We start from the raw sequence: 12,636 nt of genomic DNA on the forward strand, positions 1-12,636 counted from the left end.
CTATTCCGGGTACCTTTATGCGTCGCTATGCATCCCTACAGCGATATGGGCAATGTAACAGTTTTTCCTCACGGATCAAGAATTTTGACACAAGTGTGCCGCTAGCGAAGTTGTGAACAATACAATCATAGCGCGTTTTCCGCACGCAACGGAACAAACGTAAAGTGCGTGATAGCAATTGTTTTTTGACGGCGCGTCATATCCCATTAAAAAGCCAGTCACCCAGCCAGGAGAAAATCAATGCGCGCGTATCAGGTCGCCTCTTTCGAAACCAAGCCCGAAATCGTCGATTTACCCCTCCCAATACCCCAAAAAGGCGAGATTCGCGTTAAAATTGGTGCATGCGGGCTGAATTTCGCCGATCTGCTGATGCAGAAGGGCACCTATCAGGATACCCCCCCTCTGCCCTTTGTTGGCGGTCTCGAAGTGGCGGGTGTCGTTGATGCCCTCGGGCCGGACACCGAAGGGCCTGCGGTTGGCACACGCATAGCGGTATTCGGGGGAAAAGGCGGCCTGGCCGAGTATGGCTGCTTTGATGTGAAACGATGTGTCGCGATTCCGGAAACGATGTCATTTACCGACGCAGCTGCCTTTTTGGTCGCATATGGAACGAGTCACGTCGCGCTTGATTATCGGGCCCGCATGCAGCCCGGCGAAACCCTTTTGGTGCTTGGCGCGGCCGGTGGTGTCGGCCTCACTGCTGTCGAGATCGGCAAGGTCATGGGCGCCAAGGTGATCGCCTGCGCACGTGGCGCTGATAAGCTTCAGATTGCCAAGCAGGCGGGCGCGGATCACCTGATCGACGCCACGACGGAAGATATCCGCGAGGTTGTAAAATCCCTCGGCGGCGCTGACGTTGTCTATGATCCGGTTGGCGGAGATCAGTTCAAAGCGGCCTTCCGGGCCTGCAACCCCGACGCGCGCCTGCTGCCCATCGGTTTCGCCAGCGGCGACGTGCCGCAAATCCCGGCCAACCACCTGCTGGTCAAGAACCTGACCGTGATCGGCCTCTACTGGGGGGCCTATCTTGCTCACAACCCCAAGGTCATCACCGATAGCCTGTCCACGCTCTTTGACTGGTACGCCCAAGGCAAGATCACACCACACGTCAGCAACATCCTGCCACTCGAGCAGACAAACGACGCGATGGACCTGCTGCGCACGCGCAAGTCCACCGGCAAAGTCGTGGTGACGATGGATTAACGTCCGACGGCGGACATCCGCTTCGGCGTGACCAGTTCCAGGTTGCCCCGCATCGGATGGAACCCCGCTCTCAGCAGATCGGCAAGATAGGCGATCACGTCCCCCTTGCCGGCCTGCGCCCCATACATGTTGATGTTCTGGCATCCGAGATCAGGCAAGGCGCCGCCATGCTCGATCACTTCCAGAAAGGGTGGCTCGGTTCCCTTGATCATCGCACACACGCCAAGGTCAGCACTGACCGTTGCCTCCACTGTGCGCTCGGATGTGGTCTCGACCGCCATCTCCCATTCGATTCCCGCTTCGTCCAAGGCCCGGATAGACGGCGTACGGAACAGACAGTTCTCGCCCGTTGCGAACCGGAACGGACGTCGCCGCCAGGTGGCCCCGCCCGGCGCACCGATCCAGGCCATCGGCAGGGTGCACAGCAACTCTGCCCCGGCCCCGGTTTCCGCTTCGGTCGTGAGGATAAGATCGCATTCGCCCTTTTCGAACTGGCCACGCAAGGCCCGCGTATAAGACGAAATCAAATGCACCTTGATCCGCGGATAGGCTGCCGCGAACTGCTGCATCGCGCGCGGGATCACCGGATAAACGATGTCATGCGGCACACCAAGCGTAATGGATCCCTCGAATTCATCATGAGTCAGGCGGCGGATCACCTCATCATTCAGCGACACCATGCGCCGCGCATAGCCCAACAGCTGCTCACCCGCCGGCGTCAACGCGATCCCGCGCCCCGACCGGTCAAGCAATGACACGCCAATCAATTCCTCCAGCCTTTTCAACTGCATGGAAACCGCTGACTGGGTCAAGTGAAGAAACCCTGCAGCCTTGGTCACACCGCCCAGATCGGCGACCGCAACGAAACTACGCAACGTGGTGACATCGAGATTCCGCATTTCATCAACATCCTTGATGTATCATCTCACAAACATTCGTTTTCAAAATAACCACACATCGCCATATACATCAAGCAACTTGATGAAAAACTGAAAATTCATCGCAAGCAGAGAAAGGACAAGACGATGACCCTCATTGCAACCCTCGGTCGCCAAGTCGGCCTCTCCTCGCCGAAAGCCCCGACCTTCGGCCAGCTCGCGGAACTGCGCCGTCAACGCAAGGCCCTGGCCCGCCTCGACGATGCCGCCCTGCGCGACCTCGGCCTGACCCGTCAGGAAGCCATCACCGAAGCCCGCCGCAAGATCTGGGACGTGCCCAGCACCTGGCTGCGCTAAAAGGTACGGAAAATTCGCGTCTTTTGGGGCGGATTTTCTTGAAAACGGCGTCAAGCTCACCGATATTCCCCCCAAAGGCCATCGCCACGTTGCGGTGGCCAAAAGGTTCAATATCGGAGGCTTGAATGGCTGAATTTGACACAATCCGCGGCGTTGCCGGTGCACGCGCTGCCGAGATTGACGCCGGGCTGCGCGCCCACATGAACAAGGTCTACGGCACCATGTCCGTAGGTACGTTCATCACTTTCCTGGCTGCATGGGCAATTTCCGGCCTGGCTGTCACCACTGATCCGGCCAATGCCGCGGCCCAGATCAGCGCAACCAAATACCTGACCAGCTTCGGTGCCGCGATCTACACCTCGCCGCTGAAATGGGTCATCATGTTCGCACCGCTGCTCTTCGTTTTCGGCTTCAGCGCGGGCATCAACCGCATGTCGGCCGCTGCCGCACAGCTGGTGTTCTACATCTTCGCAACCGTCATGGGCCTGTCGATCAGTTCTATCTTCCTGGTCTTCACCGGTGACTCGATTGTTCAGGTCTTCCTGATCACCTCGATCGCATTCGCGGGCCTGTCGCTCTACGGCTACACCACCAAGCGTGATCTCGGCCCGATCGGTGCCTTCCTGATCATGGGTCTGATCGGCCTGATCGTTGCCTCGATCGTCAACATCTTCCTGGCGTCCTCGGCAATGGCATTCGCCATCTCGGTGATCGGTGTTCTCGTATTCGCAGGCCTCACCGCCTACGACACCCAGAACATCAAGAACACCTACCTGGCCCATGCCCACCACGGTGATACCGAATGGCTGGGCAAGGCGGCGATCATGGGTGCGCTGAACCTGTACCTGGACTTCATCAACCTGTTTATGATGCTGCTGAGCCTGCTGGGCAACCGCGAATAATCCTCGCGCACAGCTGACAATCCCGATCCCGCCGTGGCCCTGCCCCGGCGGGATTTTTTGTGTCCTCCATCACCTTGCAGCCCCGCCCCTTCACACCTAACTGCCATTCATGAAACGCTTTTCCCTGCTCGATCTCGTCCCGATCCCCGAAGGTGGCACCGCCGCCGACGCGCTGACCAACACCCTGAACCTCGCCCGCGCGGCCGAGGCTGCGGGCTATCACCGCTACTGGCTGGCCGAGCATCACAACATGCCCGGTATCGCCAGCTCCGCCACCGCCATCATGATCGGACAGGTCGCCGCCGCCACCAACACCATGCGCATCGGCGCGGGCGGCATCATGCTGCCCAACCACGCGCCCCTCGTTGTGGCCGAACAATTCGGCACACTTGCCACCCTCTTCCCCGACCGCATTGACCTCGGACTGGGCCGCGCCCCCGGCACCGACATGGCCACCGCCCGCGCCCTGCGCCGCCACATGGCCCCGGAAGACGGGTTTCCACAGGACGTCCAGGAACTCATGGGCTATCTGACCGACACCAACGAGACCTCCCGCGTCCGTGCTATTCCCGGCCAGGGCACCAACGTGCCGATCTGGCTGCTCGGCTCAAGCCTTTATGGCGCACAATTCGCGGCCATGCTGGCCCTGCCCTATGCCTTTGCCTCGCATTTCGCGCCCGCCATGCTGGAAGAGGCCCTGCACGTCTACCGCACCACCTTCCGCCCGTCCGACACCCTGAAAGAGCCCTACGCCATCGTGGCCGCCGGCGTTTGCATTGCCGACACCGATGAAGAGGCCGCCTTCCTGCGCTCTTCCCAGATGCTCGCCTTTGCCCGCTTGCGCACCGGCAAGCCCGGCAAGCTCCCCCTGCCCGTCGACACCATCGCCGATCACATCCCCGGCCCGGTGCTCGCGCAGGTTCAGCACGCCCTGTCGGTATCGGCCACCGGCAGCCCCAGCACCGCCCGCGCGCGTCTGAAACAGATCATCGACAGCTACCAACCTGATGAGCTGATGGTCACCGGCATGATCCACGCCCCCGCCGCCCGCATCAAATCCTTTGAAATGGCTGCGGAAATTCTCTCCGACCTGCAAGAATCGGCCTAATTCCCGCCTGCGTCGACAAAGAGACTTCAAAACCGCGCGTCCCTGGTGTCATATGCGCCGGACAAGACGACACGCAGGACCAATATCAATGACCACCAGACCCATTGCCATTGCCGCCGCCTTCGCCGCCGCTTACGGGTCCACGGCCCATGCCGATGCCTGGCAGATCCTCGACCAGATCGAGATCGAAGAGATCGTCACCGAAACCTCCTACGAGGTGCGCAAAACCTTCCCCGAGGCCCTGCAACAGGGCGCTCTGGACGTGGAGATCACCGGCTATGCCGTCCCTGCCCTGCCGGGCGAAGCCATCCGCGAGTTGATCCTTGTGTCTGACATGGGCCTCTGCCCGCTCTGCGGCAGCGCCGAACATGGTGCCAGCCTGCAAATCACGCTGGCCGATCCGATCGAAACCTTTGACGAAAGCCGCCGCATGACACTGCGGGGTGCTCTGACCCCGGTGACCGACCCGGAAACCTGGCAGTCGGCCATTCTCGAGAACGCGACAATTCTCGTCGAATAATCGGTCAGGCCGCCCATCCCGAAACCGGGCAAGGAACAGGCGGCCCGCCTTCTCTTAGTCCCGCACAACCAGCACGGAACACTTGGCGTGACGCGCCACGCGGGCCGAGTTCGGCCCCTGCAAGTGATCCATCAGGTTCGGCTTGTGCGCCCCCAACACGATCAGGTCCGCCTTGCTCAGCTCTGCCGCCGCAAGGATCTGCTCATAGGCCGTCCCCTTCTCGACAATATGCTGGACCGATCCGAAATCCGGCAGGGTCCGCGCGACAAAGTCGTGCAACTGCGCGTTCGCCGCATCAAGCGCCTCCCGCATCGTGCCTTCCTTGAAATACGACCCCACAATGGTCATCCCATAGTCCGGCACCACGGTCACCACACTCAGGCTGGCATCGTGAAACTTGGCAAGGGCGGCGGCCTGCTTTAGCAGGCCGGCCTCGTCTTCAAGGTGGGTCAGGTCGATTGCGCAAAGAACATGTTCGGTCATGCTGGCACTCCTTCCGTCTCTTTACGTTTGCGGCGCATCTGCAGCAGGTACACAAGACCCAGCAACAGGAATCCCGGCAGATAGAACACCTCTTTCGGCATCCGCTCGTTCTCGATCTCGATGGCCGAGATCGTGACCGGCGTATCGCCATAGAAGTCGTAATCATTGCCAAGGGTTTCGAAATGCGGCGTGCCCGGGAACGGCTCTTCCAGAACCAGCTGGCCACCGTCTACCATCACGGCAAGCCCCTGATCCATCAGCGCCCCTTCGGCATCACCTGCCTTGGTGGGCACGATGATCGTGGTTGGCGTGATCTCTCCGCTGCCAAAGTCCGGCCCCGAGATCGACAATCGCACCTCGTGACCATCGGCCTGCGCGCTCATCTGAGCCAGACCATCAGCCCCGGTGACAACCGAATACTTGGGCGACACCCGATCCAGCCAGAACCCCGGCTGGAACAGCGTAAAGGCCACCAGCAGAAGAACCGCGCTTTCCCAAATCTGCGACTTGACCATGAAATAGTTCATCGTCCCCGCCGCGAACAAAAGCATCGCGATCAGCGCCACCACGAACACGAACACCGCCTGTACAGGCCCAACGTCGATCAACAGAAGATCGGTGTTGAAGATGAACAGGAACGGCAACAGCGCGGTCCGGATCGAATAGAAGAACGCCTGGAAACCGGTGCGCAGCGGATCGCCTTTCGAAATCGCCGCAGCCGCGAAACTCGCAAGCCCCACAGGTGGCGTCACATCCGCCATGATCCCGAAGTAGAAGACGAACATGTGCACCGCAACCAGCGGCACGATCAGGCCAGACTGCGCGCCCAGTTCAACAACCACACCCGCCATGAGCGACGACACCACGATATAGTTCGCAGTGGTCGGCAGCCCCATACCCAACACGATCGAGATCAGCGCCACGAAGAACAGCATCGCCAGCAGGTTGCCGCCCGACAGGAATTCGACGAACTCGGCCATCACCTGCCCGATCCCGGTCAGGGTCACGGCGCCAACGATGATCCCGGCAACACCCATCGCGGCCGCAAGGCCGATCATGTTGCGCGCACCGATGATCAACCCCTCGGCGATATCGTCAAAGCCGCGCTTCAACTCGCCCATGATGTCGCTGTTGCCACGGAAGAACGCCTTGAGCGGGTTCTGCGTTGCCAGGATCACCAGCATCGCAATCGCCGACCAGAAGGCCGACAGACCCGGCGATTTCCGTTCGATCATCAGCAGGTACATCAGCAAGAGGATCGGCATGATATAGTGGATGCCGGTCTTGAAGATCTCGCGCGCGGGCGGCAGATGCTGCATCGACTCGATGCTCATCTCAAGGTCCGGACGGCTCGCGGCAAAGCGCACGGCCAGCACGTAGAGCACGGCCATCGCCACCACGATAATCCATGTCGACGCGCCGCCGAACATGCCTTGCAGCGTATCCACGATCACACCGCACAGGAACAGGGTGCCACCGGCAATCACGATCGACGAGGCAATGATGAAGATCGCGCCAAGGATGAACTTGAGAGGGTGCATCCGGCTGGTGCCGGTCATGCCCATCTTCAGGGCCTCAAGGTGCACGATATAAACCAGCGCGACATAGGAAATCGCCGCCGGAACGATCGCGGTTTTCACCACTTCGACATAAGAGATGCCAACATATTCCGTCATCAGGAAGGCCACGGCCCCCATCACCGGCGGTGTCAGAACCCCGTTAATCGAGGACGAGACTTCAACCGCGCCCGCCTTGGTGGCTGGGAAACCAACCTTTTTCATCAGCGGGATTGTGAAGGTGCCGGTCGTCACCACGTTGGCAATCGACGAGCCCGAAATCAGGCCGGTTGCCGCAGACGCGATCACCGCCGCCTTGGCGGGACCGCCACGCAGGTGCCCCAGCGCAGCAAAGGCCAGTTGCAGGAAATAGTTGCCCGCGCCCGCCTGGTTCAACAAGGCACCAAACAGCACGAACAGGAACACAAAGCCGGAAGACACACCCAGCGCGACCCCAAAAACCCCCTCGGTGGTCAGCCACATGTGGCTCATCGCCTTGTTCAGCGAAGCGCCTTTCCATTGCACCACTTCCGGCAACCCGTCCCATGATCCAAAGAACACGTAGGCCAGGAAGAACAGGGCCACCCCCATGAGCGGAAAGCCCAGAGACCGGCGCGCCGCTTCCAGCAGAAGCACGATGCCGACAACCGACACAGCAACATCGGTGGTGTTCGGGTTCCCGGTCCGCGCCGCCACGCCGCTATAGGCATAGAACAGGTACGAAGCACAGAGCGCGCCCACGATGGCGATCACCCAGGTATCAATCGGAATCCGGTTGCGCGGGCTGTTCTTGAAACCCGGGAAGGCGATGAAGGCCAGAAGCACCGCAAACCCGAGGTGAATGGCCCGTGTCTGCGTGTCGTTCCACACGCCCACCCCAAGGATGAACGGAAGCGGAGATGCGATCCATAACTGGTAGAGCGACCAAACCAGAGGAATATACCAAAGCGCACTGCGCCCGAATTTGTCTTGCGGAAGCCGTCCGCCGGTGTCGCTGTCAGCTACAAAATCCTCTAGCGAGGTATCCTGCGCCGCTGCGGTCTCGTTCTGAGCCATACCACCCTCGTTGCGTTTATACGTATCACAAAAACCCCCGGCACCGCTTGGGCGCCGGAGGCGATTTCTTCGTCAAATCACAGGCTTACTTCCAGCCGCGCTCTTTGTAGTACTTCATCGCACCGGGGTGGATCTCGGCGGTCAGACCGTCAACGATCATTTCGCTTTCCTTCAGACGACCGAAGGCAGGGTGCAGTTTCTTGAAGGCATCGAAGTTTTCGAAGACAGCCGAAACAACGGCATAGGCCACTTCGTCCGACACGTCAGCCGAGGTCACGAAGGTGGCTTTCGGGCCCCACGACGGAACGTCGTTGGGGTTGTTGGGGTACATGCCGCCCGGGATGGTGGCTGCGGCATAGGCCGAGTTCTCGCCCAGCAGGGTGTCGATGTTGGCGCCGGCCAGCGGAACCAGGGTCACGTCACAGGTCGAGGTGGCCTCTTGCGAAGAGCCGTTCGGCAGACCTGCGGCCCAGATGGTCGCGTCGATCTTGCCGTCGCACAGCGCTGCTGCCTGCTCCGACGATTTCAGCTCGGCTGCCAGCGAGAAGTCATCCGCGGTCAGACCCGAGTATTTCATCAGGGTTTCCGCCAGAACGCGGGTACCCGAACCGGGGTTCGCGATGTTGACCTTCTTGCCTTTCAGGTCGTCAACCGATGCGATGCCAGCGTCGGCACGCGCCATCAGGTGCATCGGCTCCGGGTGTACCGAGAACAGCGCGCGCAGGCCCGGATAAGCACCGTCTTCCGCGAACTTGCCGGTACCTGCAACAGCAGCGGCCTGAACGTCGGACTGAACAACACCAAAGTCCAGCTCACCCTGGCGAATGGTGCGGGTGTTGTAGACCGAACCACCGGTCGATTCCACCGAGCAGCGGATGCCGTGCTCTTTGCGGCCCTTGTTGACCAGACGGCAGATCGCGCCGCCAGTCGGATAGTAAACGCCAGTCACACCGCCGGTCCCGATGGTCACGAATTGCTGGTCTGCTGCCGAAGCCGCACCCGCAACGCCCATCGCCGCAACGGCAACTGCGCCAAAAATGGTCTGTTTGATCGACATACTGATAATCTCCCTGTCAGTGGTCTAGCGCCGAGGCGCCTAAAGAACATGCGCAGAGTCGCCAAGGTTATTTTTTATGTCACCTAAAAACTAATGTTTTTTTTGGGCGATCCAGTAGGCGTTATTTTCTTTGCGCAGACTCTCATAAGACTTGATTCGGTGTTTTGCATCAACTCCACCCTGCGCCACCAACAGCGCGAGCAGGTTTTCGATGACGGCCATTGCCCCTGCGTAACATCCGAAATGATGGGTCGACAGAACCGAGGCAACAAGCGTCTCCTGGGCCGTGAATTCTGAGGAAATCACGTCGCTGTCCGAGATCATGATCAACTTCACGCCCTTGCGAACCGCGAACTTGCAGGCCTCGATTGTTTCCCGCGAATAGGGCGTGAAAGTGATCGCAATCATCACATCTCCCTCGCCGGCATAGTTCAATTCGTCGATGGCGCTGTTCATGTGTCTGGGAATTAATTGTAATGATGGCAAAGCCATACGGCCAACGTAATGCAGGTAGTACGCTAGCGCATAGCTCGCACGGACTGCCGTCAGGTAAACATTTCGCGCACCCAGCAACATCTCTGCGACCCGTTCCATCTGGTCCGAAGACTGCCGTTCCAGAGACCGCTCCACAATCGCCATCGTGTTGAACGCGGCATCTGCCTGCACGCGCCCTAGCTCCCCGTCTTCTCGAAGGGTGTCGATCCACTCGGGCCGGTCCACCACCGCGGTGGCCGAAACAAGCGCATGGCGAAACGGCTCGCGCATCTCGTCATAGCCCTCGAACCCCATCCTCTCGGCCATCCTCACCAGGGTATAAGTGCTCACTCCCGCCTTGCGCGCGGTCTCCCGGATCGAGTCCAATCCAAAGTCCGACTGGTTGTCCACGATGTACTTCGCCACCGACTTCAGGCGCGGCGACAGGTCAGGCAGCGTCGCCTTAAGCTCTGAAATCGTTTTGTTTTTTAATGTCGGATCCATCGCGAATCATCCCCTTTGCCCATCCTCGGGTTCAAAACATAAGTTATTTTTCCGAAAGATTGACTGATTCCGTAATTTCTCCATCCTTTTCGTATCACACCCCACCCCTGCCCACCGGCAGGCCACGAGAGATACCAACATGGCACAAACCCTGCCCGCACACGCTTCAGTCGTCGTTATCGGCGGCGGCATCATGGGCTGTTCGACGCTCTATCACCTTGCAAAGATGGGCGTTTCCGACGCGATCCTGCTGGAACGCAACGCGCTGACTTCTGGCACCACATGGCACTCGGCGGCCCAGGTGCGCGCCCTGCGCCACTCGCAGAACCTCACCCGCATGATCCAGTATTCGGTCGATCTCTACTCGCAACTCGAGCAGGAAACCGGCCAGAACGTCGGCTGGATTCAAAAAGGCTCGCTCTCGATTGCCACCAATCCCGACCGCCTGATCCACGTCAAACGTCAGGAAGCCCTCGCCCACGCCTACGGCATCGACGCCGTGTCCGTCAGCCCCGAAGAGGCCAAGGAACGCTGGCCGCTGATGAATGCCGATGACGTGTTGGGCGCCGTCTGGTCGCCCGACGATGGCCGTGTTTCGCCCTCCGATGTCTGTGCCGCGCTGATCAAGGCCGCCAAGGGGCTTGGCGCAAAACTGTTCGAACGCACTGGCGTCACTGGCATCCTGACAGAAAACGGCCGCATCAAGGGGGTCGAGACCACCCAAGGCACGGTCATGTGCGATGCCATCGCGCTCTGCACCGGTCTCTGGTCCCGCGAAGTGGGCGCGATGGCAGGCGCCGAGGTTCCCGCACTGGCCTGTGAACACTTCTACCTGCTGACCAAGCCGATCGACGGCATCGTCGGCAACACCCCCACCCTCTCGGACCACGACAACCATCTCTACATCCGCGACGATTCCGGTGGCCTTCTGGTCGGCTGTTTTGAGCCCATGGGCAAACCCATCGAACCCGGCCGCCTCGATGGAAGCTTCGAATTCGGCCTCCTGCCCGAAGACTGGGACCACTTTGAGCCGATGATGATGAACGCGCTCCACCGCCTGCCCGCGCTGGAAAACGCCGAAGTCAAAATGCTCCTCAACGGCCCCGAAAGCTTTACCCCGGACGGCACCTTCATGCTGGGCGAAACCGCCGAGACCAAGGGCCTGTTCCTTGGCTGCGGCATGAACTCGGTCGGCATCGCCTCGGGTGGCGGCGCGGGCATGAACCTCGCCCATGCCATCGTGCACGGCCACACCGCCTATGATCTCGGCGAAGCCGACGCCAAACGCTTTGCCCCGATCTTCAACTCGGTCGAACACCTTATGGCCCGCGCGCCCGAGATCCTCGGCACCCACTACGACATCGCCTATCCGGGCAAACAGCTCTCAACCGCCCGGAACCTCCGCGCCCTGCCGCTCGATAGCGAATACCGCGCGGCAGGCGCGCACATGGGCCAGTTCTACGGCTGGGAACGCCCGCTCTACTTTGGCAAGACCGAAGAGCCGCGCATGACCTTCGAACGGCCCGACTGGTTCGAAAATGTAAAGGCCGAAGTCGCCGCCGCCCACGAAAGCGCGGCCATCTTCGACGCCTCGCCCTTTGGCAAGATCGAAGTGCAAGGCCCTGATGCCGAAGCCTTCCTACTGAAAACCTGCGCCGGTTTCCTCGGCCGCGCACCGGGGTCGGTGATCTATACCTCTGTTCTCAACGAACGTGGTACTTTTGAAAGTGACATCACCGCCCAACGCATCGCCGAAGACCACTATCGCCTCTTCGTCGGCACCGCCGCGATCAAACGCGATCTCGCGTGGTTCCGTCGTCATTCCGAGGGCTTTGACGTCACCCTGACCGACTCGACCGAAGACTATGCCGTGCTTGGCCTCATGGGCCCCGAAGCCGCACGCATCGTCGCCGAATGCGGCGCGCCCGAGCTGAACGAGCTGGGCTACTTCAAGGTCGGCCCCGCCCATATCGCGGGCAAACACGTCCGCGCGGCCCGCATGTCCTATGTGGGCGAGGCTGGCTGGGAGATCACCATGAAGGCCGAGAACGCATCCGCCGTCTACGCCGCCCTCACCGAGGCGGGGGCCAAGCCTGCGGGCCTCTTTGCCCAAACCTCGATGCGGATCGAAAAGGGCTTCTGCGCGATGGGTCATGAACTCGACGGCGATACCACCCCGATCGCCACCGGCCTCGATTTCGCCACCCGCAAGAAAGGCGGCTTCATCGGCGCTGAGGCCCTTGCCGAAGCCCGCGAAAGCGGCGCGATCAACAAGGTGGTCTCGATCAGGCTCGACGACGAAAACGCCATGCCCCTTGGTCACGAACCGATCTATTTCGAGGGCGAGATCGTCGGCCAGACATCCTCCTGCGCCTTTGGCTACCGGGTCGGCAAACCCGTTGCCCTTGGCCACACTCACACCCCGCTCGAAGATGGCGCGCGCGTGCAGATCGATATCGCCCGCACCCTCTTTGATGCCACCATCGTCCACGGGCCGCTGTTCGACCCGGACGGCACCCGCATGAAAGGCTGACCCCA

General features: G+C 60.5%; 11 protein-coding genes. 6 read left to right on the forward strand and 5 right to left on the reverse strand.

What is annotated here, in order from left to right; all coding sequences use genetic code 11:
* Positions 1–240: 240 nt before the first annotated feature.
* The gene (locus tag ABWV42_RS04250) at positions 241–1,203 is read left to right on the forward strand and encodes an NADPH:quinone oxidoreductase family protein (RefSeq protein ID WP_353339022.1); all 963 of its coding nucleotides are present in this window, start codon (positions 241–243) and stop codon (positions 1,201–1,203) included.
* On the opposite strand, the gene ABWV42_RS04255 is transcribed toward ABWV42_RS04250, so the two are convergent.
* Entirely contained in the window at positions 1,200–2,102 is a 903-nt protein-coding gene (locus ABWV42_RS04255; protein WP_255104586.1) for a LysR family transcriptional regulator, read from the reverse strand. The two genes, ABWV42_RS04250 and ABWV42_RS04255, sit on opposite strands and share 4 nt — an antisense overlap.
* A gap of 126 nt (positions 2,103–2,228) precedes the next feature.
* On the opposite strand from ABWV42_RS04255, the gene ABWV42_RS04260 reads away from it, so the two are divergent.
* The 4 genes from ABWV42_RS04260 (at position 2,229) to ABWV42_RS04275 (ending at position 4,968) form a co-directional block, all read left to right on the forward strand.
* Entirely contained in the window at positions 2,229–2,438 is a 210-nt protein-coding gene (locus ABWV42_RS04260; RefSeq protein ID WP_255104585.1) for a DUF1127 domain-containing protein, read from the forward strand.
* A gap of 125 nt (positions 2,439–2,563) precedes the next feature.
* Positions 2,564–3,340, forward strand: a complete 777-nt coding sequence (locus tag ABWV42_RS04265; RefSeq protein WP_353339023.1) for a Bax inhibitor-1/YccA family protein — start codon at positions 2,564–2,566, stop codon at positions 3,338–3,340.
* Positions 3,341–3,449: 109 nt separating this feature from the next.
* Positions 3,450–4,448: an LLM class flavin-dependent oxidoreductase gene (locus tag ABWV42_RS04270; protein WP_353339024.1), complete on the forward strand. Its 999-nt coding sequence runs from the start codon at positions 3,450–3,452 to the stop codon at positions 4,446–4,448.
* An 88-nt stretch (positions 4,449–4,536) separates the two neighbouring features.
* On the forward strand, positions 4,537–4,968 hold the full coding sequence (locus ABWV42_RS04275) for a hypothetical protein (protein ID WP_255104579.1): 432 nt from the start codon (positions 4,537–4,539) through the stop codon (positions 4,966–4,968).
* 54 nt (positions 4,969–5,022) lie between these two features.
* Here the strand turns inward: ABWV42_RS04275 and ABWV42_RS04280 are convergent, their stop codons facing one another.
* From ABWV42_RS04280 to ABWV42_RS04295, 4 genes are all read right to left on the reverse strand, one after another.
* Positions 5,023–5,451: a universal stress protein gene (locus tag ABWV42_RS04280; RefSeq protein ID WP_353339025.1), complete on the reverse strand. Its 429-nt coding sequence runs from the start codon at positions 5,449–5,451 to the stop codon at positions 5,023–5,025.
* Positions 5,448–8,063, reverse strand: a complete 2,616-nt coding sequence (locus ABWV42_RS04285) for a TRAP transporter permease (RefSeq protein WP_353339026.1) — start codon at positions 8,061–8,063, stop codon at positions 5,448–5,450. The genes ABWV42_RS04280 and ABWV42_RS04285 overlap by 4 nt, the downstream gene beginning before the upstream one ends.
* Before the next feature lie 85 nt (positions 8,064–8,148).
* Complete coding sequence (locus ABWV42_RS04290; protein WP_255104574.1) at positions 8,149–9,120, reverse strand: TAXI family TRAP transporter solute-binding subunit; 972 nt, start codon at positions 9,118–9,120, stop codon at positions 8,149–8,151.
* Between the two features lie 90 nt (positions 9,121–9,210).
* A complete protein-coding gene (locus ABWV42_RS04295; RefSeq protein WP_255104572.1) occupies positions 9,211–10,098 on the reverse strand; it encodes a MurR/RpiR family transcriptional regulator in 888 nt (295 codons plus the stop codon).
* Positions 10,099–10,237: 139 nt separating this feature from the next.
* On the opposite strand from ABWV42_RS04295, the gene ABWV42_RS04300 reads away from it, so the two are divergent.
* Complete coding sequence (locus ABWV42_RS04300; protein ID WP_353339027.1) at positions 10,238–12,631, forward strand: GcvT family protein; 2,394 nt, start codon at positions 10,238–10,240, stop codon at positions 12,629–12,631.
* Positions 12,632–12,636 lie beyond the last annotated feature (5 nt).

The sequence above is a fragment of the Pelagimonas sp. KU-00592-HH genome (assembly GCF_040369695.1).
In the GTDB taxonomy this organism is placed as follows: domain Bacteria; phylum Pseudomonadota; class Alphaproteobacteria; order Rhodobacterales; family Rhodobacteraceae; genus Shimia.